Source organism: Lentzea sp. (assembly GCF_036380075.1).
GTDB lineage: Bacteria > Actinomycetota > Actinomycetes > Mycobacteriales > Pseudonocardiaceae > Lentzea.
Genome location: NZ_DASVFL010000108.1, coordinates 1 through 22,282, shown reverse-complemented (window position 1 = coordinate 22,282; position 22,282 = coordinate 1). Strand labels below are relative to the sequence as shown.

Annotated in this window: 22 protein-coding genes; 8 read left to right on the top strand and 14 right to left on the bottom strand. The window is 70.9% G+C overall.

Annotated features, from left to right (window positions below):
• Positions 1 to 2 precede the first annotated feature (2 nt).
• Positions 3 to 776 carry a maleylpyruvate isomerase family mycothiol-dependent enzyme gene (locus VF330_RS13735; protein WP_330851953.1) on the top strand — a complete coding sequence of 258 codons (774 nt, stop codon included), beginning with the start codon at positions 3 to 5 and terminating at the stop codon, positions 774 to 776.
• Between the two features lie 25 nt (positions 777 to 801).
• Here the strand turns inward: VF330_RS13735 and VF330_RS13730 are convergent, their stop codons facing one another.
• Together VF330_RS13730 and VF330_RS13725 are read right to left on the bottom strand one after the other, a co-directional pair.
• Positions 802 to 1,707: a hypothetical protein gene (locus VF330_RS13730; RefSeq protein ID WP_330851952.1), complete on the bottom strand. Its 906-nt coding sequence runs from the start codon at positions 1,705 to 1,707 to the stop codon at positions 802 to 804.
• A 15-nt stretch (positions 1,708 to 1,722) separates the two neighbouring features.
• Positions 1,723 to 3,183, bottom strand: a complete 1,461-nt coding sequence (locus VF330_RS13725; RefSeq protein WP_330851951.1) for a M48 family metallopeptidase — start codon at positions 3,181 to 3,183, stop codon at positions 1,723 to 1,725.
• Positions 3,184 to 3,301: 118 nt separating this feature from the next.
• Here VF330_RS13725 and VF330_RS13720 point away from each other — a divergent pair, with 118 nt between their 5' ends.
• Complete coding sequence (locus tag VF330_RS13720; protein WP_330851950.1) at positions 3,302 to 3,820, top strand: hypothetical protein; 519 nt, start codon at positions 3,302 to 3,304, stop codon at positions 3,818 to 3,820.
• 356 nt (positions 3,821 to 4,176) lie between these two features.
• The gene (locus tag VF330_RS13715; protein ID WP_330851949.1) at positions 4,177 to 4,623 is read left to right on the top strand and encodes a M15 family metallopeptidase; all 447 of its coding nucleotides are present in this window, start codon (positions 4,177 to 4,179) and stop codon (positions 4,621 to 4,623) included.
• A gap of 113 nt (positions 4,624 to 4,736) precedes the next feature.
• Here the strand turns inward: VF330_RS13715 and VF330_RS13710 are convergent, their stop codons facing one another.
• Together VF330_RS13710 and VF330_RS13705 are read right to left on the bottom strand one after the other, a co-directional pair.
• The gene (locus VF330_RS13710) at positions 4,737 to 5,129 is read right to left on the bottom strand and encodes an ester cyclase (RefSeq protein ID WP_330851948.1); all 393 of its coding nucleotides are present in this window, start codon (positions 5,127 to 5,129) and stop codon (positions 4,737 to 4,739) included.
• A gap of 31 nt (positions 5,130 to 5,160) precedes the next feature.
• Entirely contained in the window at positions 5,161 to 5,841 is a 681-nt protein-coding gene (locus VF330_RS13705) for an SDR family NAD(P)-dependent oxidoreductase (protein ID WP_330851947.1), read from the bottom strand.
• A 101-nt stretch (positions 5,842 to 5,942) separates the two neighbouring features.
• On the opposite strand from VF330_RS13705, the gene VF330_RS13700 reads away from it, so the two are divergent.
• Positions 5,943 to 6,782, top strand: a complete 840-nt coding sequence (locus VF330_RS13700) for a helix-turn-helix transcriptional regulator (protein ID WP_330851946.1) — start codon at positions 5,943 to 5,945, stop codon at positions 6,780 to 6,782.
• A gap of 68 nt (positions 6,783 to 6,850) precedes the next feature.
• Here the strand turns inward: VF330_RS13700 and VF330_RS13695 are convergent, their stop codons facing one another.
• A complete protein-coding gene (locus tag VF330_RS13695) occupies positions 6,851 to 7,765 on the bottom strand; it encodes an EamA family transporter (protein WP_330851945.1) in 915 nt (304 codons plus the stop codon).
• On the opposite strand from VF330_RS13695, the gene VF330_RS13690 reads away from it, so the two are divergent.
• Positions 7,745 to 8,317 (top strand): Lrp/AsnC family transcriptional regulator, encoded by a 573-nt coding sequence (locus VF330_RS13690; protein WP_330851944.1) that lies wholly within the window; start codon positions 7,745 to 7,747, stop codon positions 8,315 to 8,317. The genes VF330_RS13695 and VF330_RS13690 overlap by 21 nt on opposite strands.
• Before the next feature lie 24 nt (positions 8,318 to 8,341).
• Here VF330_RS13690 and VF330_RS13685 read toward each other — a convergent pair whose 3' ends face one another.
• From VF330_RS13685 to VF330_RS13670, 4 genes are all read right to left on the bottom strand, one after another.
• On the bottom strand, positions 8,342 to 9,265 hold the full coding sequence (locus VF330_RS13685; protein ID WP_330851943.1) for an aminoglycoside phosphotransferase family protein: 924 nt from the start codon (positions 9,263 to 9,265) through the stop codon (positions 8,342 to 8,344).
• A gap of 87 nt (positions 9,266 to 9,352) precedes the next feature.
• Positions 9,353 to 9,784, bottom strand: a complete 432-nt coding sequence (locus tag VF330_RS13680) for a peptidase inhibitor family I36 protein (RefSeq protein ID WP_330851942.1) — start codon at positions 9,782 to 9,784, stop codon at positions 9,353 to 9,355.
• A gap of 35 nt (positions 9,785 to 9,819) precedes the next feature.
• On the bottom strand, positions 9,820 to 10,248 hold the full coding sequence (locus tag VF330_RS13675; RefSeq protein WP_330851941.1) for a hypothetical protein: 429 nt from the start codon (positions 10,246 to 10,248) through the stop codon (positions 9,820 to 9,822).
• 28 nt (positions 10,249 to 10,276) lie between these two features.
• Positions 10,277 to 10,660, bottom strand: a complete 384-nt coding sequence (locus VF330_RS13670) for a hypothetical protein (RefSeq protein ID WP_330851940.1) — start codon at positions 10,658 to 10,660, stop codon at positions 10,277 to 10,279.
• A 197-nt stretch (positions 10,661 to 10,857) separates the two neighbouring features.
• Between VF330_RS13670 and VF330_RS13665 the strand changes: the two genes are divergently transcribed.
• Complete coding sequence (locus VF330_RS13665; RefSeq protein ID WP_330851939.1) at positions 10,858 to 14,529, top strand: helix-turn-helix domain-containing protein; 3,672 nt, start codon at positions 10,858 to 10,860, stop codon at positions 14,527 to 14,529.
• A gap of 115 nt (positions 14,530 to 14,644) precedes the next feature.
• A complete protein-coding gene (locus VF330_RS13660) occupies positions 14,645 to 15,382 on the top strand; it encodes a DUF5984 family protein (protein WP_330851938.1) in 738 nt (245 codons plus the stop codon).
• Here VF330_RS13660 and VF330_RS13655 read toward each other — a convergent pair.
• Both VF330_RS13655 and VF330_RS13650 read right to left on the bottom strand, forming a co-directional pair.
• Complete coding sequence (locus tag VF330_RS13655) at positions 15,376 to 15,759, bottom strand: hypothetical protein (RefSeq protein ID WP_330851937.1); 384 nt, start codon at positions 15,757 to 15,759, stop codon at positions 15,376 to 15,378. The genes VF330_RS13660 and VF330_RS13655 overlap by 7 nt on opposite strands.
• 5 nt (positions 15,760 to 15,764) lie before the next feature.
• Positions 15,765 to 16,739, bottom strand: a complete 975-nt coding sequence (locus VF330_RS13650; protein WP_330851936.1) for a hypothetical protein — start codon at positions 16,737 to 16,739, stop codon at positions 15,765 to 15,767.
• Between the two features lie 64 nt (positions 16,740 to 16,803).
• Here VF330_RS13650 and VF330_RS13645 point away from each other — a divergent pair, with 64 nt between their 5' ends.
• Entirely contained in the window at positions 16,804 to 18,597 is a 1,794-nt protein-coding gene (locus VF330_RS13645; protein WP_330851935.1) for a hypothetical protein, read from the top strand.
• Here VF330_RS13645 and VF330_RS13640 read toward each other — a convergent pair.
• The 3 genes from VF330_RS13640 to VF330_RS13630 all read right to left on the bottom strand — a co-directional run bounded on the left by VF330_RS13640 (position 18,549) and on the right by VF330_RS13630 (position 22,022).
• A complete protein-coding gene (locus tag VF330_RS13640) occupies positions 18,549 to 20,099 on the bottom strand; it encodes an AfsR/SARP family transcriptional regulator (protein ID WP_330851934.1) in 1,551 nt (516 codons plus the stop codon). The two genes, VF330_RS13645 and VF330_RS13640, sit on opposite strands and share 49 nt — an antisense overlap.
• Positions 20,100 to 20,178: 79 nt before the next feature.
• Positions 20,179 to 21,339 (bottom strand): protein kinase domain-containing protein, encoded by a 1,161-nt coding sequence (locus VF330_RS13635; protein ID WP_330851933.1) that lies wholly within the window; start codon positions 21,337 to 21,339, stop codon positions 20,179 to 20,181.
• Positions 21,336 to 22,022 (bottom strand): AfsR/SARP family transcriptional regulator, encoded by a 687-nt coding sequence (locus VF330_RS13630; protein ID WP_330851966.1) that lies wholly within the window; start codon positions 22,020 to 22,022, stop codon positions 21,336 to 21,338. The genes VF330_RS13635 and VF330_RS13630 overlap by 4 nt, the downstream gene beginning before the upstream one ends.
• Between the last annotated feature and the right edge of the window lie 260 nt (positions 22,023 to 22,282).

Genomic DNA, 22,282 nt, shown 5'->3' with positions numbered 1-22,282 from the left:
GTATGAGTCAACTCGTGGACCGCACGATCGCCGCCCTGCGCGCCGAGCACGACACGCTCGCCGGTCTCGCCCGCACCCTCACCGACGAGCAGCTGGCCCTGACCAGTGGCGCAGCGGAGTGGACCGTCGCCCAGGTCCTGTCGCACCTCGGCAGCGGCGCGGAGATCGGTCGCGCGCCGATCGCCCGTGCCGCCGGCGAGGCCGTGGAGGCGGAGGACAACCAGACGATCTGGGCCCGCTGGGACGCGTCCGCGCCGCGAGCGCAGGCCGAGGGCTTCCTGGAGCACGACGGCCGCTGGCTCGACCTGGTCGAGGGGCTCACGCCCGAGCAGCGCTCGTCGCTGACCGTCGACCTCGGCTTCCTGCCGGAGCCGGTTCCGCTGCTGACCGCACTGGGCATGCGGCTCAACGAGGTGGCCAACCACTCGTGGGACGTGCGCGTGGCCCTCGACCCGCACGCCGGGGTGGACGCCGGCTCGGCCGCCGTGCTGGTGGACCTCCTGGCCGGGCCCCTGGGCTTCCTGCTGGGCTTCTACGCGAAGCCGGGGGAGCTCGCGGCACCCGCTTCCGTCGTGGTTCCCGGCGCCGGTCTGGTGATCGACGACGCGGTCACCGTGGTGGACCACGTCGAGTCGCCGTCCGCGACGTTCCACGGCCCGCGGGAAGCGTTCGTCCGCCTGCTCAGCGGCCGTCTCAAGGCACCCCACGACAACGGCGTCACCGTCGAGGGCGGCGTGACGCTCGACGACCTGCGTCGCGTGTTCCCCGGCTTCTGAGCGACCAGCGGGGCCCGGATGGTGGCTAGCGCTGGAGCGCGGCTTTCCGGCACGAGTTCACGCGGTACTCCAGGAACGTGCCCTTCGGGTCCTCGAAGCGGCTCCACGGCGTGCCGTCCGCGCGGGTGCCGAGGGCCCGGAACTGCTCGATCACCTCGGTGAAGCGGTTGTGGTCGTACAGCGCGAGGACCAGGTGGCCGCGGTCGTCGTTCGACAGCTCGTCCTCGGCCAGGAGCTGCTCCATCGCGCCGGTCACGAGCTGCGTGCGCCAGATGAGCGGGTCGTCGTCCTCCAGCAGGAACGCCGCCCGCAGCACCAGCGCGGGGCCGGCGTTGGCCGCGAAGTCGAGCAGCACGTCGGACGACTGCCCCGCCCAGTACCGCAGGGCGGCCTCGTGGGCGGCGCGGTGCCGCGGCGCGCGGCTGTGGAGTCCGTGCCAGATCTCGGCGAAGCGCGCCTGGTCGAACGAGAGGCCACCGGCGACCTCGACCAGCGTCCACCACGGCGTCGGGTCCTGCGGGGCGAGCTCGGCCGCGTGCCGTGCCGCCCGCTCGGCCCGGCGCAGCACGCGGTGGTACCCGCTCAGGTGGTCCCGTTCGTCGCTTTCGCCGAGGATTTCCTTCGCCACCAGCACCCAGGCGGCCGCGTCGAGCACGGCGTGGTCCCGGTCCGGCTGCTCGTCGCGCCAGTCGTTCAGCCAGTCGTCCGTGCGCGCGCCTTCGCGGGCCAGTGCGAGGGTCACGCAGGCGCGGTCGTCCCAGTCACCCGAGGTGGCCTTCATCGCCTCCGCCGCCTGCCGCCACTGACCGCGGGACGCGGCCGTGACCGCGCCGGCCAGCACCGGGTCCTCCTCGGGGAAGAAGTCGCGGACGTGGGCGTCCGGGACGAGGCCCCAGCGTTCCGGATCGGCGTGTCCGGTCGGGTCGAGCACCACTGCGTCGCTCTCCTAGCGGGTCGGGGCCTGGTCGGTGCGGAGGCCGGTGAGCGCAGCGCGCAGGCCTTCCGTGGAGCCCTTGTCCTCGGTGGCCCGCTCGATCTCGTCGGTGAGGTCGGGGCCGTGGTAGGTCGTGAGGCCGAGCCAGTCGGACTCCCAGCGCGCCTGGTGGTGATCGGCGAGGGTGAGCTCGACGAGCGCGGTCAGCTCGTCGATCAGCAGCCCGCGGGCGAACTCGCGCCGCACCCTCGGCCCCGCCGTGCCGCTGCCGGGTCGGGCGTCGGTGCGCAGCAACGAGGCCAGCCTGCCCTCGTCGAGCCGGTCGAGAACGGCGCCGAGCGAACCGCCGCCGACCCGCACCAGCCGGCGCGACCGGTCCACCCGCGTCGCGCGGACCGCGTTGTGCGACAACGTCGCCCAGTCGACGCGCTTCTTCACGCCGAGCTCCTCGACCAGGGAGCTGACCAAGGTCTTGTCCATCACCGCGCCGTTGTTCGCGAGCAGTGCGCCGGCCGGTCGGTCGGAGCCCTTGGTCGGTACGGCCATCGCGGTGGCGGCGGTGATCCGCTCCGACAGAGGCGGGTGCGAGTCGTAGGGGCCGGGCACACCCTCGGGCGGGTTCTGCCTGATCTCGTCGAGGTGGGCGCGCAGCTCCGGCGAGCCGCGCAGCCCGGCGAACGCGTCGAAGATCGTCGTCGGCAGGAACCCCGCGTCCCAGGCCGGGCGGAAGTGCCTTTCGTGGAAGAGGTTCCAGGCGGCTTTGACCACCGGGAGCTCCCGCAGGGCGCTCACCGCCGCCTCGGTCCCGGCGATCCGGGTCGCCGTCGCGTCGGCGACGAGCTCCTGCCGACGGGCCAGGGACGCGGTGACCGCGAAGTAGACATTCGCGTAGAGGTCGAACACCACGGCGGCCACGACGTGGTACCAGGACTGGTTGTGCAGCTTGGAGATCATGCGGCCCAGCGCGACCCGGCCGGTCGCCACCACCCCCGACAGGCGCGTGTCGCGGTTGCTGTAGTGGCCGAGCTCGTGCGCGAGGACGAAGCTCAGCTGCCGCTCGGTCAGGCACGCGAGCAGCGGCGCCCCCACGGACATCCGGCGGGTGGTCGCGACGAGGCCGAGCAGTCTGGTCCGCTGCGACACCCAGGCGTTCGCCTCCGCCACGATGAAGACGCGGTCCGGCGGACGCGTGCCGACCTCGTCGGCGAGCCTGCGCACCAACGCCCACAGCTCGGGCTCGTCCTGCTCACCGACCAGCTCGCCGCGCTCGTCGTCGTCCGAGGTGCCCGCGAGCGTGAACAGACCGCTGAGCAGAGCGAACGCGAGCGCTCCGCCGATCACCACGGACCAGATGAAGCCGATCGGCCGGTCGTTGACGAAGAACAGCACGCTGACCAACACGATTCCGGCGATCAGCACCAGTCCGAGGACGTAGATCCCCACGAGCAGCGCGACCGCGACGACAGCACGCATCACTTCCCCCAAAGCGCCGCACCCCTGCGGCGGGAGAAGTGTGCCCGACAGACGGTTCCACCGGGGCGCGTTCGCTCAAACAGATCTTCTCCATCACCGCCGGCGAGATAATGACAGGATGTCGCTACCAGACTTGGAACGACGCGTCGCGCAACTGGACGAGGTCCTGCGCCCGATCGCACAACGTCGAGTTGACCTGACCAACCCGAACTGGGCGGCCGACCTCGCCAACGCCAGGCCGCCGGTCGAGGAGGCCGGTGTCAGCGACGAGGCGGAAGCCGCCTTGGCGGACCTGCTCGACCACTACGAGCGGGGCGACGAACCGACCCGCGCCGCCGTGCGCGCGATCTTCGACCGCTGCACGTCATTCCGCTGGGCGGCGACGCTGCCCTTCGACGAGACCGCGTTGCGGAGCTACCGGTCCCGGCTCGTCAAGGTCTCGGCCATCGACCAGGGGCCTGATCCCCGTGAAGTGCTCGTGGAGTTGTGGAGCCTGGCCGACCGGGCGCGCGCCGCCGGCATCGACCTCGTTCCCACCCTGGTCGAGGTGGCCGGGATGTCCAGCGACGTGGACCGCTACGGCATGGGCTCGACCCGCGAGATCCTGCTGGGCCTGGTCGAGCGGGCGAGGTTGTGAGCGATGGGAGGGACGACTTGTCGGCCGGCGGTGTGCCGGTGAGCTCTGGTCGACGGCTCGGTGCTCTTGAGGTTCGTGTTGTTACGCGATGCGGACATGCCGTGCGCATGGTGCGCACATCGCCCCTCCAGTGTTGACGCCACCGGATCTTCGTCCGGAGGTGAGGGGAGCTGGACATGGCAGCGTTGCGTCAAGTCGTGAGTGCCCAAGCACTTCCCGTCGTGCTCTGTGCCGCGCTGGCCTTCGCGGTGACGGCCTGCGGGTCCGCGTCGACGCCCGTTTCCAGTGACATCGAGCCTGGCGGCGGCCAGCGACTGCCGCCGAGTGCCGCGGCACCCGCAAGCCGGTCCACTCAAGTGTCGGGAGATGGCAGCATTCCGAAGAACGAGAGCATCTCCCTGGACGACAACGGACATGCCGCCATCGCCAACCTCGATCCGGCGCTGTTGTCCGCTGTACGGGCAGCGGCGGTGGACGCCGCCGCGAGGGGTGTGGTGCTGAAGGTGACGTCCGGCTGGCGCAGCAGGGCGTACCAGCAGCGTCTGCTCGACGAGGCGATCGCGTTGTACCGCAGCGAGAAGGAGGCTCTCCGGTGGGTGCACCCACCCGAGAAGTCGAAGCACGTCACGGGACACGCGATCGACATCGGACCCACCGACGCCGCCGACTGGTTGGTCAGGTTTGGTGCGGACTACGGCCTGTGCCAGACGTACACCAACGAGATGTGGCACTTCGAGCTCATGACGGAGCCCGGCGGCCGGTGCCCCCAGCCGGATCGCCCCCGAGACCGCGTGACGGGGTGACGGGGTGATGGTTGGGGCATCGGACTCGTGCGGCGGCACGGCCGAGGTGTGTGCGTGCTGGACCGCGAGAAGTGCCGTGAGCGGTCGCAGCTCCCGGCGGAGGAGCGACCGGTTCAGGAAGTCAGTTGCCGACGGACCTCGGCGGAGTCGTGCAGGTTGGTCATCTGCACGAACCTGCCGTCGGCGACCTGGTAGATCGCGTACTCGATGACCTCGAACGAGACGCCGGTCGGCGGGACGCCGAGCCATTCCTTCGCCGGGGTGCCGGTGTTCCGCACCCGTGCGGCGATGCGGTCCCGGTCGAACAGCAGCTCCTGGACGTCCCAGTGGAAGTCGGGAACGGCGTCGACGATGCCGCGCATGTCCGCCATGACGGCGGCGCGGGTTCCCGGGACGCCGTTCAGAAGCACCTCGTCGGCGACGAACTCGTCCATCCTGTCGATCTCGTGGGCGTCGAGTGCGGCGATGTAGCGCAGGTACCACTCGCGCAAGTCGTTGGTGGTCAACGGAATTCCTTCCTCTCGTGTTGCCCGGGGTTCAGTAGTCGAGGCGGCCGTGCCGGTTGTGGAACTCGCCGGTGGGGCCGTTCCGGTCGAGCAGGGCGAGGGCGACGGTGGCGTCGGTGCCCTGGGTGACGGTCTGGTGGCCCTGGTGGGCGTTGAGGTCGGTGGTGGTGTAGCCGGGGTCGGAGGCGTTGATCCGCATCTGCGGCAGGTTCTTGGCGTACTGGACGGTCAGCGCGATCACCGCGGCCTTGGAGCTGGCGTAGGGCACCATCAGTCCGGAGAACGAGTCGTCGTCCGGGTCGAGCAGTGCGCGGGGGAAGTCCAGTCCGGAGGCGACGTTGACGACCACCGGGTTGGCGGAGCGCCGCAGCAGGGGGAGCGCGGCCTGGGTGAGGCGGACGATGCCGAAGACGTTGGTCTCGAAGGCGATGCGCATCGCTTCGACGTCCAGGTCGTCGAGGCCCCACGACGGGCCGACCACGGCGGCGTTGTTGACGAGCACGTCGAGCTCCGGCAGGGACGCGACGGCCTTGTCGACGCTGTCGGAGTCGGTGACGTCGAGCTGGACCGGGATCGCGCCGAGTGCCTGTGCGGGACCGGCGCCGGCCAGGTCGCGCATGCCGGCGTGGACGGTGTGGCCCGCCTCGACCAACCGGCGGGTGGTCTCCAAACCGAGACCCTTGTTGGCTCCGGTCACCAAAGTCGTTGTCATGCCACCACAGTGCGCCGGTGCCGGGCCGGTCACCAGGCACCGCCGGACGGTGGGACTGCCAGTACCACCCGCTGCCGCCGGGTTCACGGCATCATGAGCGCATGGGTGAGTTCGCGCAGATCCTCAGGGCGTGGCGGGACCGTGTCCGCCCGGAGGACGTCGGACTGCCCTCCGGCCTGGACCGGCGCGCGCCCGGTCTGCGCCGCGAGGAGCTCGCCCTCCTGACCGGGGTCAGCGTCGACTACATCGTTCGCCTCGAGCAGAGCCGGGCCCGCAACCCCTCGGCGCAGCTCGTGACCGCGTTGGCCAGGGCCCTGCGGTTGAACGAGGCGGAACGCGACCACCTCTTCCGCGTCGCCGGGCTGGCCGTGCCCTCACCGGGACACGTGCCCAGGCTCGTCACCCCCACCGCGCAGCGCATGGTTGACCGGTTCCGCAACGCGCCCGTGGCCGTGGCCGTGCACACCGCGATCTACGAACTGGTGCTGTGGAACCCCCTGTGGGCCGCCATGTTCGGCGACCCGTCCAGTCAGACCAGGCTGCAGCGCAACGTCGCCTGGCGGTACTTCACCGACCCGACGCTGCGCATCACGCACACCCCCGACGACGACGAGTCCTACCGCGACGACCTCGTCGGCCACCTCCGCACCGCGGCGGGCCGCTATCCCGATGACCCGGACATTCCGCGCCTGGTCCGAGGTCTGCTCAAGGCTTCTCCCGACTTCGCCCGGCGCTGGGAGGCCGGGACGGTCGGCGAACTGCGCACCAGCCGCAAGACCGTCCACACCGAACAGGTCGGCGATGTCGTCGTGGACTGCGACACGTTCACCGGCGGCCCCGGCGACCAGACGATCGTGATGATGACCGCGGCACCCGGCTCCGAGGACGAGCAGAAGCTGGACCTGCTCCGCGTCATCGGCATCCAGCAGCTGCAGAGCTGACCGGCCGGACGCCGGACCGAGCTGCGGTGGGAACAGCCTGAGCCGGTGGCACCCTTTGCCATTCGTGATCATGTGGGATCCGGCGGCTCGGCGCGCTCCGTTTCGCGTTCCTGGTGCAGGGCGACGCCCGCGACCACCAGCACCACGCCGATGACCTCCGCGACAGCGGGGACCTGGGTGAGCACGATGATCCCGACGACGGTGGCCGTGGCCGGCAGCAAGGACACCATCAAGGCGTAGGTGGCTCGGGGCAGGCGGGCCATGGCGAGCTGGTCGCTGACGTAGGGGATGACCGACGAGCAGATCCCCACCCCGGCCGCCGCGGCCAGGGCCACCGGGTCCAGGAACGCCGGCGCGGCCTGCCCGATGCCGATCGGCAGCGCGATCACCGCGGCGATCATCATCGACAGGGCGAGGCCGTCGATGCCGGACACCTGCCGGCTGCGGGCCACTCGGTGTCCGAGAACGATGTAGAGGGCGAACAGCACCGCGTTGGCGGCGGCGAACGCGATGCCCAGCGGTTCGGCGACCAGGCGCACGTCGGTGAGCAGGTACACGCCTGCGACCGCCGCGACCAGCGCGACGACGTTGCGACGGGTTCGCGCGGCGACCGCGGCCAGCACGATGACCGGCAGGAACTCGATCGCTGCGACCGTGCCCAACGGCAACCGGTCGATGGCGAGGTAGAACACGCTGTTCATCACCGCCAGCACCGCCGCCCACCCCGTCAGCAGCCATCGGGTGGCCCGGTCCAGCCGCGGCCACAGCCGCCACGGCCGCCGCCACACGGCGAACACCACCGCGGCCGTCGCGATGCGCAGCCACGCCACCCCGAGCACCTCGACCCGGGCGAACAGCAGCACCGCCAGCGCGGGCCCGAGGTAGTGGAACACCGCGCTGACGACGAAGTAGACGTGGGGAGGCATCCGCTGCACGATCCTCGCCGCTGCTCGACGAGGGCTGTGGAAAAGCGACTCGACCATGCCTTTATTGTCGAATGCGGGACCGGGCAACACCATGCGCACACAAAGGCAGAGGGCGTCGATATGGTGGTAAAAGAAGGTAAAAGCGCCAACGGCTTTCCATCAGGAAAGTCGGTACTGGACGAGACGGACCGGCGGCTGCTCGCCGTGCTCAGCGCCGACCCCCGGATCACCGCCGCCGAACTGGCCCGCCGCATCGGCATGTCCGCCCCCGCCGCCCGCGAACGCCTGGCCCGCCTCGAACAGGCCGGCGTCATCCGCGGCTACCGCCTCGACATCGATCCCGCCGCGATCGGGCTGCCCGTCACGGCCTGGGTCCGGATCAGGCCCGGCCCCGGTCAGCTGCCCAAGATCGCCGAGCTGGCGGCCCGGACCCCGCAGATCAGCGAATGCCACCGCATCTCCGGCGAGGACTGCTTCCTGCTCAAGGTCCACTCGCCCACCATCGAGGGCCTCGAAACCATCCTCGACCAGTTCCTCATCCACGGTCAGACGCACAGCTCGTTCGTCGTGGCCACCCCCGTGCCCCCGCGCACACCGGCAACCGGGTGACGCGCAGGTCCTCACTCGCGACCTTCACAGAAGCAGCTCCTCGAGCTCCGGAAGCCGGCGGAACAGGTCAGGCAGGCCGCGTACGCCGTCGCGCACGGACTCGTGCGACAGCGCGAGGTCTGGCCCGGTGCTCGCCTCGACACCGGCCAGGCACCGGAGGACGTTCCACCTCGTGTGCCCCAGCCAGCCGTCGACCAGGAACGCGAACCAGCTCGGCCCCGCGGGCGGCAACGCCCCGCCGCCCGCGACGTAGCCGTCGAGGACCGAGCGGAAGACGGCAGGCTTGATGTCGTCGAAGCCGGGGCCCTTCGCGAGGCTCAACGCGGTCGAGCCGAGCTCACCGGACAGGTCGAGCCGCCCCGACAGTTCCCAGTCGAGCAGCACCGGCCGCCCCTCGTGAGCCAGCAGGTTCCACGGTTGGACGTCCCGGTGGGTCAGCACGACGGGACCGGGTCGCGGGCAGGTGTCGACGAAGTGGGCGATCGCGAGGAAGGTCTCGACGTGGGAGGCGAGTTCGCCGGCCCACGGCTGTCCGCTCTTTGTTGCCCGAGCGGCGAGTTCGGGCCAGTCCCGTGGCGCCGGATCCTCGACCGACACGGGGGTCCACGGAACATCGAGCGCGTGGATGCGCGCGAGAATCTCACCGATCTCGAACGCGTACGCCGTCGACACCGGTGCTTCGGGCACCCGTTCGCCCTCGACCCACCGATGGACGAGCGTGTCGTGGCTGACCGAGATCGGCTCCGGCATCCGGACACCGGCGGCGAACGCCTCCCGCTCGAACCTGAACACGTCCTCGGCTTGGTAGGTCCAGCGGCGGTCGACGAGGTTCAGCTTCTTCACCGCGAACGACCCCTGGTCGGTGTCGAGGCGGTACATCCGGTTGGCGTACTCGCCGTGGACGCGGGTCATCGGCCGGATCGGCGTGCCGAGCTGGGAGAGGGTCACCCGGCGCATGCTAGGAGCCGGCAGACTCCGCCGGCCGCGTGCGACGCCCCTGCCGGCCGGTGAACCAGCGGGGGCGCCGTTCCGCGGTCAGTAGCAGAAGTCCTGCGGTCCGCCCGCGAACAACGTCATCGAACTCGCTTCGTTGGCCAGGCCGACACCGTTGCCGGGGATGCCGTCGTCGGGCAGGTTCTCCACCCAGTGGCCGGGGTTCACGCAGAACCAGTTGCCCTGCCAGTTCACCTCGGTGAACCAGATGCTGACGTAGTCGGTGCTGGTGGAGTTGCTGACCGTCTTGATGTTGTTGTCCACGACGGCACCACTGCTGAACCTGTTGTCCCGGAAGTCGGCGTCCTCGTCGAAGAAGCTGATCTTGCCGGTGCCGAACCCGATGTCCCAGCCGCAGTGGTAGCCGGTGTCGCAGTGAGGTCCCGCCGACGCCCGGGTAGGCGGGCCCGTGAGGAACGCCGCGACCAGCACCGCGACGGCCACCGCCGCGGAACGCGATCTGATGTCGTGCATGCACTGCCTCGTTTCGTGCTGTTCGCCGGAAGCGGTCAGAAAGCGATCAGGTTCCCGTAGCTGGACCCGTAGGTGGACTCGTAGAACTGGAACTCGAGCCGGAAGGTCGTCCCGTCCTTGACGTCGCTCGCGACGACGATCCAGCCGCTGTCCCGGTAGTACTTCCAGCTGCTCTGGCAGTAGCCGGCGGAGACGAAGCAAACCCTGATGAGCACCTGCAGGGTCTGTTCCCCGCTCGCGGACCGGTTGCTGAAGTTGATGTCCTGGCAGCGGTTGGTCGTCCGGTAGCTGCCGGTCGCCGATGGCAGGTAGGCGTTGGCGGGGCCGCCGGTGACGTAGCCGACCACGCCGTTGTCCAGACACGGGCCGGGAGCGGCTGATGCTGTCGCCCCGCCGGACTGGACCAACCCCGCGGTGAGGACGACGACGAACAGGCGGGCCAGCCACCTCAGGTTTCCGATCATGGTCGTTCCTCCTGCTCGAGCCGGCGGGTCAGCACGTGTAGGCCGTGATGACGGGGCCGTAGACGCCCGTCATGTCGTAGAGCTCCAGTCGAACGCAGGCGTCGGGCCTGCCGATGGCGAAGACGTAGGAGCGGTAGCCGCCCGCCACGACGGTGAACGCGCCGCTGTCGCCGAACCGGCCGATGCCCCTGGCGAGCAGGTTGAAATCGACGTACCGGCTGTTCTGCGTCTGGTTCCAGTACTCCGCGTTGTAGTGCCCGTTGCTCCCCTGCGGAGTCACGCAGATCCTGCCGAGATTGCTGGTGGAGGCACATTTCGCCGTTCCCGCCGCGCCGGCCGGCGTCGCCGCCGCGATCGAAAGCGCGCCCAGCAGCAGACCTGCGAGGACCACTCGAATGATGCGTGTGATCATTTTCCCCTCGTCTTCCCGAGTCGGTCGTGTGCCTTCAGCCGACCAGGGGCCGGAGTTGTCCAGTAGCGGTGAAAAACGCTGGACAATCCACTTGTCCGCGAATTCTTTCTTTCTCTGGGTCGTGGAATGAATTGGCAGAACGCAGAGCGGTGGGTGTACAAGTGGGGAATGCCGTCGCATACCTCGGGGGAGGGGTTGTGCCGCGTCCCGAACGAAGCCTGGACGGTTGCGGCCCGGTCGAGTCGTTGGCCGCCGAACTGCGGGAGTTGCGTCGTCGGGCCGGTGGCCCCGGTTATCGGGAACTGGCCGCGAAAGCCGGGTTCTCGGCATCGTCTCTGGCCGGAGCGGCCAACGGCAGACACCTGCCGACCTTGGCCGTGACGCTGGCCTACGTGCGGGCCTGCGGCGGAGATCCGGTCTCCTGGGAACAACGGTGGCGGCGGGCCTCGGCCGACAACGCCGCACGCCTGACGATCACCGGAGGCGAGGACCCTCCGTATCTCGGACTGCTCGCCTATGGCGTGAACGACAGCACCCGCTTCTTCGGGCGGGACGCGGTGGTGACCGAGCTCGTCCGGCTGCTGAGGCGCCGGCGGTTCGTGGCCTTGTTCGGGGCCTCGGGCAGCGGCAAGTCGTCGCTGCTGCGCGCAGGTCTGGCTCCGGCCCTCGCCGCGCACACGACCGACGGCGAGGACCAGGCACCGCCGGAGCGCACCGTGGTGCTGATGACTCCCGGCAACGATCCCGACGCGGCGGCGGAGAAGGCGGTCGGCTGTGCGCCCGGCGACGGCGAGCTGGTCCTGGTCGTCGACCAGTTCGAGGAGACCTTCACACACTGCCAGGACCCCTCGCGTCGCGATGCCTTCGTCGCCAGGATCGCCGCGCTGGTCGCCCGTCCCGACCGGCGGTGCACGGTCGTGCTGGGAGTCCGGACGGACTTCTACGGTCGCTGTGCCGATCTCCCGGTGCTGGCCGGGCTGCTCGCCGGGGCGAACCTCCCGCTCCCGGCGCTGACCGAGGACGAGCTGCGGACCGTGGTCACCAAACCCGCCGCGCTGGCCGGCCTGACCGTCGAACGCGCCTTGGTGACGAAGGTCCTCGCCGACGCGTTCGGGCAGCCCGGCGCGCTGCCACTGCTGTCCCACGCGCTGCTGGAGACCTGGCGGCATCGTCGCGGCGACGTGCTCGGTGTGGCGGGCTACGAGGCCGCCGGTGGTGTGGCGGGAGCGGTCGCCAGGACGGCCGAGACGCTCTACGAGGACTTCGACGACACCGAGAGCGCCACCGCCCGGCAGGTACTGGTGCGGCTGGTCGCGTTCGGCGAGGGCGTCGAGGACACCCGGCGCCGTGTCACCCGCGCCGAACTGGAGCTGCCCGGCGTCGACGTGGTGCTCGGCCACCTGTGCTCGGCCCGCCTCGTCGTGCTGGACGGCGACACCGTCGAGATCGCGCACGAGGCGCTCATCGGCGGCTGGCCGCGGCTGCGGCACTGGCTGTCCGCCGACCGGGACGGCCTCCGCGTCCAGCGGGAGCTCGAGGAGGCGGCCCAGTCCTGGACATCCCTGGGGCGTGACCCCGGGGCGCTGTACCGGGGTACCCGGCTCGCCGTCGCCAGGGAGTGGGCCGAACGCACCGGCGGAACCACCGTGATCACCCCTGCGGAGCAGGCCTTCCTGGCCTCCTCGATCGCGCTGGCGGACGCCGAGACCGCCGCCGCCGCGCGCCGCAAACGACAGCGTGAACGCCTGATGGCCGTCCTGGCCCTGTTGCTGGTGGTCACCGCCGGCTCGAGCGCGGTCGCCTTCGTGCAACGCCAGGACGCGTTCGCCCAACGGCAGACCGCGGTGTCCCGCCAGCTCGCGGCCGAGTCGCTCGGGCTGGCCGATGCCGAGCCCGGCACCGCCATGCTGCTCGCCGCGCAGGCGTACCGCACCTCACCCACGACCGAGGCCCGCAGCTCCCTGCTGAGCATGTCGCGGCTGCAGGGCCACCTCGGCAAGCTCCTGGGGCACGCCGGACCGGTCTCCCAGCTCGCGTTCCGCCGGGACGGCACCCTGCTGAGCGCGGGATCAGACCAGACCCTGTGCCTGTGGGATACGGCCCGGCGCACCAGAACGGCCACGCTCACCGGCCACCACGCGTGGCTGACGGCGGCCGCCGTCAGCCCGGACGGGCGCACCGCCGCGACCGGCGGCGAGGACGCCCAGATCACCGTCTGGGACCTCGAACGCCGCGTTCCGGTGGCCACCTGGAGCGGGTTCCCGGACCGGGTGCGGGACATCGTGTTCAGCCCGGACGGGCGGGTCCTGGCCGCCACCTCGGGCAACGACGTGATCCTGTGGGACCTGACGGGACACACCACCACCGCGACGCTGTCCGGTCACACCGAACCCGTCCAGACACTGGAGTTCAGCCCCGACGGGCACAGCCTCGCCAGCGCGTCCGCAGACTCGACGGTCGTCCTGTGGGACGTCACCCGGCTCGTTCCCACCGCCACCCTGACCGGCCACCGCGACGGCGCCTACGCCGTCGCGTTCAGCCCGGACGGCACGACCGTGGCCACCGGGGCCGGCGACACCACCGCGACCCTCTGGGACGCGCGCACCGGCACGCGGCTCGCCGTCTTCAGCCACCAGCGTCAAGGCGCGGTGTTGACACTGGCGTTCAGCCCGGACGGCCGCACCCTGGCCACCGCGGGCGACGACACGTCGGTACTGCTGTGGGACACCAGGCTGCAGGTGCTGCGCGGACGGCTGGACGGCCCGAGGACCGCTGTCTACACGCTCGCGTTCAACCGGAGCGGGTCGGTGCTCGCGGCCGGCGGCGAGGAAGGCGCCATCCACCTCTGGAATCCCGACCGGCCCGCCGCCGCGGAACACCCCAAGGCGGTCAACGCGGTGGCGTTCGCCCCCGACGGGGCGACCTTCGCCACGGCCACGGGCAACCGGACGACCGTGTGGAACACCGCCGACCGCAGCATCCGCGCGGTCCTGAACGACAGCGAGATGTTCACCAACGCCATCGCCTTCAGCCCGGACGGCCGGACGCTGGCGGCGGCCACCCAGCCGTTCCCCTGCTGCCCGGCCGGCGCGTCCGGCAACACGCTCACGCTGTGGAACCTCACCACCGGCACCCCCACCCGGTTGACCGGCCACACCGGACAGGTGCTCGACGTCGTCTTCAGCCCTGACGGCAGCCGGGTCGCCACCGCGAGCGTCGACCGGACCGTGATCATCTGGGACACCGCGTCCGGCGCACAGCTCAGAACGCTCGCCCACCACCGCAACGTCGTCAACGGGCTCGCGTTCAGCCCGGACGGACGGCTGCTCGCCACCGGGAGCCACGACTTCAGCCTCAAGCTGTGGGACCTCGCCACGGGAGAGGTGCTGGCCACCTTCACCGGCCACACGGGTTGGATCAGGTGCGTGAGATTCAGCCCGGACGGGCGTGTGCTGGCCACTGCCGGTCATGACCAGAAGGTCCTCCTGTGGGACGTCGCCACCCACGCTCCGCTCGCCACCATGAACGACCACACCGACGCCGACTTCGCGGGCATCGCGTTCAGCCCTGACGGCGCCACCCTCGCCTACACCAGCGGCGAGGGCACCGTCACGCTCTGGGACGTCCGCCGTCGAACCCCCTCGGCCCGGCTCACCGGCCACACCCAGCGCGTCCAGGCCGTCGCGTTCAGCCCCGACGGGAAGACGCTCGCCACCGCGGGAGCGGACCAGGCCCTGATCCTCTGGGACGTCACCCCGGAGGACGCGACCCGGCACGTTTGCACCGCGGCGGCCCGCGATCTCTCGCCCGACGAGTGGCAGCGCTATCTGCCGTCCACGTCCTATGAACGCACTTGCACGGCCGGCTGAGGTCAACCGGTTCCGCGAGTCGTCGGAACGGTCACCGGCGTCGACGTGCTCCAGCAGTGAACATCGAAGGCGAAGTTGCTCGACAGCCGTCCAGGACCGTGAGCACACTGCGCACGTGATCCGTTTTCGATTCCATCTCACCCCACTGGCCGATGTAGAGCCCTGGGGTGACCGCACCTTGCACTGGTTCGCTTTGACTGACGGCCGGTACTGGATCGAAGTGGACGGGCACAGGCTGTTCCACCACCCTGAGAACGCCGATGCGGAACAGCCCTCACCGGTCGACTACTACGTCGTCCGCCTGTGGGAAGACATCCAGGAAGTCTTGCCGGCTCTGCTGGAACCGGTGCCCGCGGATCTCGTGCACCTCATGACCAGCGATCAGGACGCGTGGTACGGGGCAGCCTCCGAGGACTCGGAAACGGCTTTCCACTGGTACAGCGGCCACTTGATGAACACCAGCTACCTCGTCGGCTCCCCGTACATCCTGTGGTGGCGATCGGTCACCGACCAGGACACGATCACCGTCGACTGGCGGCACCGCGCCGGGAACGGACTTGACTGCACCGAGCCGAGGCAGGGACGGGCAACGGTCGCCACCGACATGTTCCTCCGCGCCGTGGAGGAGTTCGACCGAGAGCTGATTGCCGCGATGGACCGGCGCATCGCCGAGATCGAGGCCGGCGGGCTGGCCGCGGACATCCGAGTCGACCTCGAGCAACTCCGCCGCGAACACCGGTATCGTTCAGGGTCCCTGGCCGCTACCTTGCGGCGCGTACCCGATACGGACTGGGCAACCGTTCGCGAGGACGCCGCGCGCATCCTCTCCGCTCGGAGTCCGGAGGTTCAGTAGCGGCTGGGGGTGCATCCACGGTCGGTCTCCTGCCTGCGTCGACGCAGAGCCACTCCTGCGGAACGGCCCAGCAACCCACCGACCACCCCGGCTGCAAGACCACTCGCCAGGGCGACGGGCACCTGGTCGACGACGACGGCCGGGATGGCTCCCGCCACCAAGGCCGTGACGATTCCGACCACATCACCGGCCCTGCTGCTCGCTGGCCCGGATTGCGGCGGATCGTCATGGGGTGGCGGTGAGTCCACTTCGGACTGCCAGCCGCCTTCCGGCAGGACCACGTAGTAGGAGTCGTAGGTCGGTTCGGTGCCGTCGGTGAGGTCGTCCTCGACCGCGGAGGTTCCGTACTCGTCGAACGGCAGGCGCTTGGTCGGCACGCCCCTCACCCCTTGTGCTTGGGCACGGTGAGGGAGGCCTTCTTCTTTGCGGGCTTGTGCTTGCCGGCGTGCGCCTGCAGCCGCTTCTCCATGTCCGGCGAGGTCTTCACCGTCAGCACGGGCTGGACCGGCGGCTTGGGTTTGTGCGCCTTGCGTTCCTGGTTCTGCTGCTTCTGGAGCTTCTGGATCTCGGCCTTCTTCTCCGAGTAGTCCTTCTTCGCTTCGGCCAGCTTCTGTTCGGCCTGCGTGACCTTCTTCTTCGCTTCCGTCGCCTCGGACTTCGCCTTCTTCAGCGCCTCCGCGGTCGGTGAGGTCTTCTTGATCGGCTGTGCGGGCGCCACCTGCAGGACGATCTGCGTTCTCACCGGCTCTGCAGCAGGTTGCTTCCGCGTCAACGGTTTGTGCACCAACGGCTTCGGTGTAACCGGCTTGTGCACGACCTGCGGCTGCACTGCAGGCTGCTGTGCCACCGGTTGCACCACCTGGAGCGGTGCGGGCTGGGCCACCGGCGTGACGACCTCCGCCCGCGGAACCGTGACCGGCTTCGGCGCCGGGGGTGGTGCCAGTGCGGGCTCCGCCGGCTTGGGGACGGATACCGGTGGCACCGACTGGGCCACCGGTTTCTGTTCCGGCTTCTTCTCGTCCGCCGAGAGCGCGCCGGCTGCGGTCGCTCCCAATGCTGCCGTCATCAGGCCTGCGACGCCGTACAGCGCGGCCCGCTTCAGGTTGCCGCCGTTGCTCTGTTCTTCCATGCTCCCCGCCTCCGTTGACGTCTGGGCGTGGACGGTCGCACCGGCCGGTGCGGCACGAGTGGACCGGAGGGCGGCGAAAATGAACCGGTCCTGAACCGCGGCTGCCGGGTGGTGGTCGGAGTCGATGTATCGCTGCTGTACCAAGGAGTCTGACCCTGCCGGTATGAACAGAACCGCCAGAACGGTCTTGTACTCCCTGTCGGGAGGGGCGCTGACAGCGCTGTTCACCCTCGCCGGATCCAACCAGGCGGAGGCGGCGCCGCCACCTCCGCCCAAACCCGCTCCTTCTCCGATGCACGGCATCGAGGAGAAGAAGATCGCGCAGAGGCAGAAGGCGGCCGTTCCGAAACCTGCGGCACCTGCGGCGCCTGCGGCGCCTGCCAAGCCGCGGGCGGTGCCGAAGCCGGCTCCGAAGCCCTCTCCCGCGCACGGTATCGAGGAGAAGAAGATCGCGCAGAGGCAGAGGGCTGCTGCGCCGAAGCCTCCGGCGCCTGCGAAACCGAAGCCGGCTCCGCAGTCGAAGCCGGCTCCCAAACCTTCTCCGGCGCATGGCATTGAGGAGAAGAAGATCGCGCAGCGGCAAAGAGCTGCTGCTCCCAAGCCTCCGGCGCCTGCCAAGCCGAAGCCGGCTCCGCAGCCGAAGCCCGCGCCCAAACCGTCTCCCGCGCACGGTATCGAGGAAAAGAAGATCGCGCAGCAGCAGAGGGCTGCCGCTCCCAAGCCTGCGACCCCGGCCAAGCCGCAGGCGAAGCCGGCTCCCAAACCCTCTCCCGCGCACGGCATTGAAGAGAAGAAGATCGCGCAACAGCAGAAGAAGGCCCCGCAGGTCGCCCAGCAGGCGGCCCGTGTTCCCGCGGGGAGCGGGCAGGCGCGGCCCCGAGAACTGCCGCAGTCCCTGCGGCTCGCCGAGGCGGCGGCGGAGCGGCAGGCCAAGACGGAGCGGCAGTTCCAGCTGCAGCGTCAGACGAGCCAGGTGGTCAAGCCCACCCGGACCGATGACGTGTTGCAGCGCACGGCGCCGGCTCGCCGTGACTACGCCGCGTCCCAGCAGGGTGGCGCGCCGGGAACAGGGCTGCGGCGGGACGCTGCGAAGGCGCGGGACGAGGCCAACCGCCTGGCCGGTGTGCGTGACCGGGGGCGTGCCGCGTCGCCTGCCGAACAGGAGCGGAACCGCAGGCTGGCCGCCGAGGCCGACGCGAAGGCCGATGGCCTGGAAGGCAGGGTCTTCCAGGAGCACCTCGACGCGCAGCTCGCCGCGGGCGCGCGGCAGAGAGATCCGTTGCTCAGGCCGGTGCCGAGCACGCCGCGGCCTCCGATCTCCCGGCCAGGCCAAGCGCCGTCGCAGTCGGTGCGGATCGCGGAGCAGGCGGCCCAGCGGCAGGCCGAGACCGAGCGGCAGTTCGACCTGTCCCGTCAGACGAGCAGGGTGGACAAGCCCGTGCGGACCGGCGGCGTGCTGGAACGCACGGCGGCGGCTCGCACGGACTACGCGGCTTCCCAGCAGGGCGGCCCGCCCGGCAGCGTGCTGCGGCGGCAGGCCGCGCAGGCGCGAGACGATCTGGAAGGCAGGGAGCTCGCTCAGCGCAACGCCCAGGAGCGGGCTGAAGCCGATCGCGTCCAACGGGAGCACCAGGACCGGTTGCGCCGCGAAGCGGAGAGCCGGAACCGGCCGCCGCAGTCGTGGGGGCTGTGCCTCAACGGGTCCGCGACCTTCTTGGCCTCGGCCAAGGGCGGTGGCTGCGTCGTCTTCGACAGCAAGGGCGTCGGCTTCAGCTACCAGGAGACCCTCGGTGTCGAGAGCGGTCTCGGCCTCAGCGGCAGCGCGACCGTGCAGGCGTCCTCCGCGACCATCGAGAACCTGAACGGTCCCAGCGTGGTCGCGGGCGCGTCCGGAGTCGTCGGCGTCGGTGCGGAAGGCTCGGTCGGCGTGAGCGCGGACGGCAGCAACAACTGGACCGCCTCGGCCGGTCCCGCGGTCGGTGGCGAAGCGAGCGTCGGGATCGGCGGGCAGTACACGAACGCCGTCCGGGTGGGCGACTACGCCGACCTCTTGTCCTTGCTGACCGGACCGATGCCCTTCAGGTAAACGGGTTCTCGTTGCGGGAGGGGCATGACCGCCGCCGGTGCCCCTCCCGTCGTCGGGACGCACGTGGTCGCGGTGCGGGCGGTTTCCTCCACGAGGTGAGCGGTGAACTGCGCTGAGGTCCACTGTGGACGTGACCGGAAGAGGGCCGTGGCCTCCCGCACGGCAGCGGGCAGACCGCCGGTGTGGCGGACCACCTCCCGCACGGTGTCGGCCGAAGCCCCTGTGGCGGAACGGAACAGGTCGGCCGTCTGCGCTGGAGGCAGTGGCATCAACGTCATCGGCTCGATCGCGTCCAGGTGCAGCACGCGGGTGCGCGCGGTGATCACGACCATGCAGCCGGCGGTGCCGGGCAGCAGCGGGCGGACCTGCTCGCTGCTCGACGCGTCGTCCAGCACCAGCAGCACCCGCCGGCCGGCCAGGTGGGCACGCCAGGCCGCGGCCCGTTCCGCGACGGTCTCCGGGATGTCGCGCACGCCCGCGGCACGCAACAGTCGCGCCAGCAGCACGTCCGCGCCAAGCGGCTCACCATCGGGTGCGAGCTCCACGAACAATTGGCTGTCCGGGAACCTCTCGGCGATCCGGTGGGCGACGTGTACCGCGAGCGCGGTCTTCCCGACACCCGGCACCCCGTCGACGACGACCACCGGCACGGTGGTGGCGGCCGACCGGCTCAGTTCGGTCAGCCTCGCCGCTTCGCGGGTGCGGCCGGTGAAGTCGGGCACGTCCCTGGGCAGGTCGCAGCGAACGTGCTGGGAGGCAGGCTCTTCCAGGGCGTGCCGGTGGGCCTCCGCGAGCGCTCGGCCGGGATCGACCCCCAGCTCGTCGACGAGCACGCGCCGCGCGTGGTCGTACGTCGCCAGCGCCTCACTCCGGCGGCCCGTCCTGACCAAGGCGAGCACCAGCCGCGCCCACGGTCCTTCGCGCAACGGGTCCGCGGCGGTCAGGTCGCGCAGCAGGGCGATCGCCTCGCGGTGGCGCCGCACGGCGGTCAACGCGTCGGCCAACGTCTCGCGGACCTCCCAGCGCAGTTCCTCCAGCTCCGCCACGACCGGTGCCACGAGCTCGTCCGGCAGTTCGGCGAACGGCGTGCCGCGCCAGAGTGCCTCCGCGGCTTCCAGGTGACGCACCGCGCCCTCCGCGTCGCCTCGCGCCATGGCGCTCCGCCCGTCCGCCGTGCGCTGCCGGAAGCACTCGACGTCCACGTCACCGGGTTCCGCGCACAGCCGGTACGCGCCCGCACGGGCCTCGATCCTCGGACCGCCGTCGTGCGGCGGAAGCAGGTCGTGGCGGATTTGCCACACATAGCTCTTGATGTTCGACAGCGCCGACCGCGGCGGCACCCGGTCCGGCCAGATCGCCTCGGCCAGCCGATCGCAGCCCACCCACTCGCCCCTGGTCACCAGCAGCCTGGCCAGCAGCGCGGCGGGCTTGCGCGCGACCCGCCGCGGCTCGTCCTCACCCGGCACCCGCATCTCCGTCGTCCCCAGCACGCGGAACAGCACCGTCTCACCTCCGGTCGCCCGTGACATCACGGGTCGAACCGTCGCAAGCGGAACATGAGGATTCGATGACACCCCCGCGTCAGGTCTTGCAGGTCGCCCCGCGGATCGACTTGGGCGAGGTCTCCAGCACGCGCGTCCCGTCGGTGGCCTGGACGAGGAAGCAGTACCTGGCCGCACCGTCCACCGGGACGCGCATCGAGCGGCTGCGGACCATGAGCACCTGCGGTTGCTGGTTGTCCGCCGCCACGACGACGGCGAACGTGAAGCCGTCCGGGCCCTGCCAGGACAGGTCGACGTGCGTCCCGCCGTCCACCGGATCGGCCAGCGCGAGCGCGACCGGCGGGGTGGCCGAGCTCGACGCGCTCGTGGTCGTGGTCGTGGACGCCGCCGACCGCGGAACGGCCGGCTGGTCGTGGACGAGGTTCGGCACGGTGACCAGAGCCGTTGCGGCGACAGCGATCCCGACGACCACCGTCCGGGCGCGGAGCCGGTTGCGTTTCCCCGGCGCGACGGCGCCGTCGGCTTCGGGCTCGGGTTCGGCGGAATCGGCCTGCGGCTCCAGCATCTCGGCGAGCTGCCGGACCACGACGCCGACGGTCGACGGGCGGTCCGCCGGGTCCTCGGCGAGCAGGCGCCGCGACAACGTCACCAGCTCGGCCGGGCCCTCCGGCTCGCCCCGGCCCGGCGGGGAACCGGTCAGGGCCAGGTGCAGCACGCCACCGATCCCGTACAGGTCGGACCGCTCGTCCATCGTGCCGTCACGCCGGGTCTCCGGCGCGGTGTACTCGGTCGCGGCCGGGGGGAACGCGCGGCGCAGGGCCGTGCCGAAGTCCGCCACCACCGGCGCGCCGGACGGGTGGAACAGCACATTGTCCGGCGTCAGTCCGCCGTGGACGACACCGGCGCGGTGCGCCGCGGCGACGGCCGTGGCAACCGCGTGGCAGACCGCGAGCGCGTCGGGCAGGAGCAGCGCTCCGGTGTCCTCCACCAGTCCCGCCAGCGATGCCGAGCACAGCTCCATCTGCAGCGCGAGCGCGTTGTCTCCCAGCCGCATCACCTCGTCGACCGGCAGGATCGGCGCTTCGCCGCGCAACGGGGCCAGCGCCGCCTGTTCGCGTTCGAACCGGTCGAGCACCTCCTCGTCCACCGGCGGATATGCCTTCAGTGCCAGGTAAAGGCCGCCGTAGACCGCCGCCACGGGACCCGTGCCGATGAGCTCGAAGTCGTCCCCGCCGGTCACCGCGCGTCCCACCGCGCCACGCGGGCGGCCTTGCGCGACGCCGCCGCGGCCTCGACCGGCCGGCCGGCGCGGGTCAGCACCTCGACCAGGCGCAGCCACGTGTGTTCCCGCTTCGGGTCCTCCGCGGTGAGCGCCTGGAGCAACGCCACCGAGCCGGCGGTGTGGTCCATCGCCATCAACGCGTCCACGAGGTGGTCCAGCGCCGTCCACCGCAACCGCGTCAGCCGGTCCGTCTCCGCCCGGCTGTGGTAGGTGTCCAGCGTCGCGAACGGTGTGCCCCGCCACAGGCCGGCCGCGGCGCGGAAGCAGCGGGCCGCCGTCTCCGGATCGGTGGGCAGCAACACGCGTCCGTCGTGGACCAGCTGCGCGAACACGGTGCTGTCCAGCTCACCTTCGCCGACGCCGATCCGGTACCTGCCGCCCATGCTCTCGATCCGGGCCGACGTCTCGCCGAACAGCGGGGTGCGCCGGCACAGGTCGTGCACGTACGGCCACAGCTCCCTGGCCGGGAACGGGGAGGTGCGGTCCGGCCACACGGCCTCGGCGAGGCTTTCCGCGCTCACCCAGGTGTTGGGGCGCAACAACAACGCGGTCAGGACGTGTTCCGGCGCCCCGGCCGGGATGTCGGCCCCGCGGCCGTCCACGTGGACCACTTCGAGCGGTCCCAGTACGCGGAAGAGCATTCCCGTCACCTCCGTCACCTCTCCGTGAGCGAGGGTGGGGGAGGGGTGTCCAGGAACGGTTCATTCGCGGCGCACCGGTTCTGCACTGGCAGCGGGCGTCACGGTGTCAGAGCGGTGGCGTCGAGCAGGTCCTCCGGCGGCACCCACAACGGACCGCCGTCCCGTTCCGGCCGCAGCCACCGGCGCTGTTCGGCCGCTTCCAGCGCGACGCCGATGAACTGCCGCACGGCTTCCGACTGCTCGCCGTCGCGCCACGCCAG

What these genes read in the sequence shown, in the direction of transcription:
- VF330_RS13645 (WP_330851935.1), top strand. Translation starts at nt 16,804, where the DNA reads ATGCACGGCATCGAGGAGAAGAAGATCGCGCAGAGGCAGAAGGCGGCC.
- VF330_RS13630 (WP_330851966.1), bottom strand. Translation starts at nt 22,022, where the DNA reads ATGCTCTTCCGCGTACTGGGACCGCTCGAAGTGGTCCACGTGGACGGC.
- VF330_RS13705 (WP_330851947.1), bottom strand. Translation starts at nt 5,841, where the DNA reads ATGACAACGACTTTGGTGACCGGAGCCAACAAGGGTCTCGGTTTGGAG.
- VF330_RS13675 (WP_330851941.1), bottom strand. Translation starts at nt 10,248, where the DNA reads ATGATCGGAAACCTGAGGTGGCTGGCCCGCCTGTTCGTCGTCGTCCTC.
- VF330_RS13680 (WP_330851942.1), bottom strand. Translation starts at nt 9,784, where the DNA reads ATGCACGACATCAGATCGCGTTCCGCGGCGGTGGCCGTCGCGGTGCTG.
- VF330_RS13725 (WP_330851951.1), bottom strand. Translation starts at nt 3,183, where the DNA reads ATGCGTGCTGTCGTCGCGGTCGCGCTGCTCGTGGGGATCTACGTCCTC.
- VF330_RS13695 (WP_330851945.1), bottom strand. Translation starts at nt 7,765, where the DNA reads ATGGTCGAGTCGCTTTTCCACAGCCCTCGTCGAGCAGCGGCGAGGATC.
- VF330_RS13720 (WP_330851950.1), top strand. Translation starts at nt 3,302, where the DNA reads ATGTCGCTACCAGACTTGGAACGACGCGTCGCGCAACTGGACGAGGTC.
- VF330_RS13670 (WP_330851940.1), bottom strand. Translation starts at nt 10,660, where the DNA reads ATGATCACACGCATCATTCGAGTGGTCCTCGCAGGTCTGCTGCTGGGC.
- VF330_RS13700 (WP_330851946.1), top strand. Translation starts at nt 5,943, where the DNA reads ATGGGTGAGTTCGCGCAGATCCTCAGGGCGTGGCGGGACCGTGTCCGC.
- VF330_RS13735 (WP_330851953.1), top strand. Translation starts at nt 3, where the DNA reads ATGAGTCAACTCGTGGACCGCACGATCGCCGCCCTGCGCGCCGAGCAC.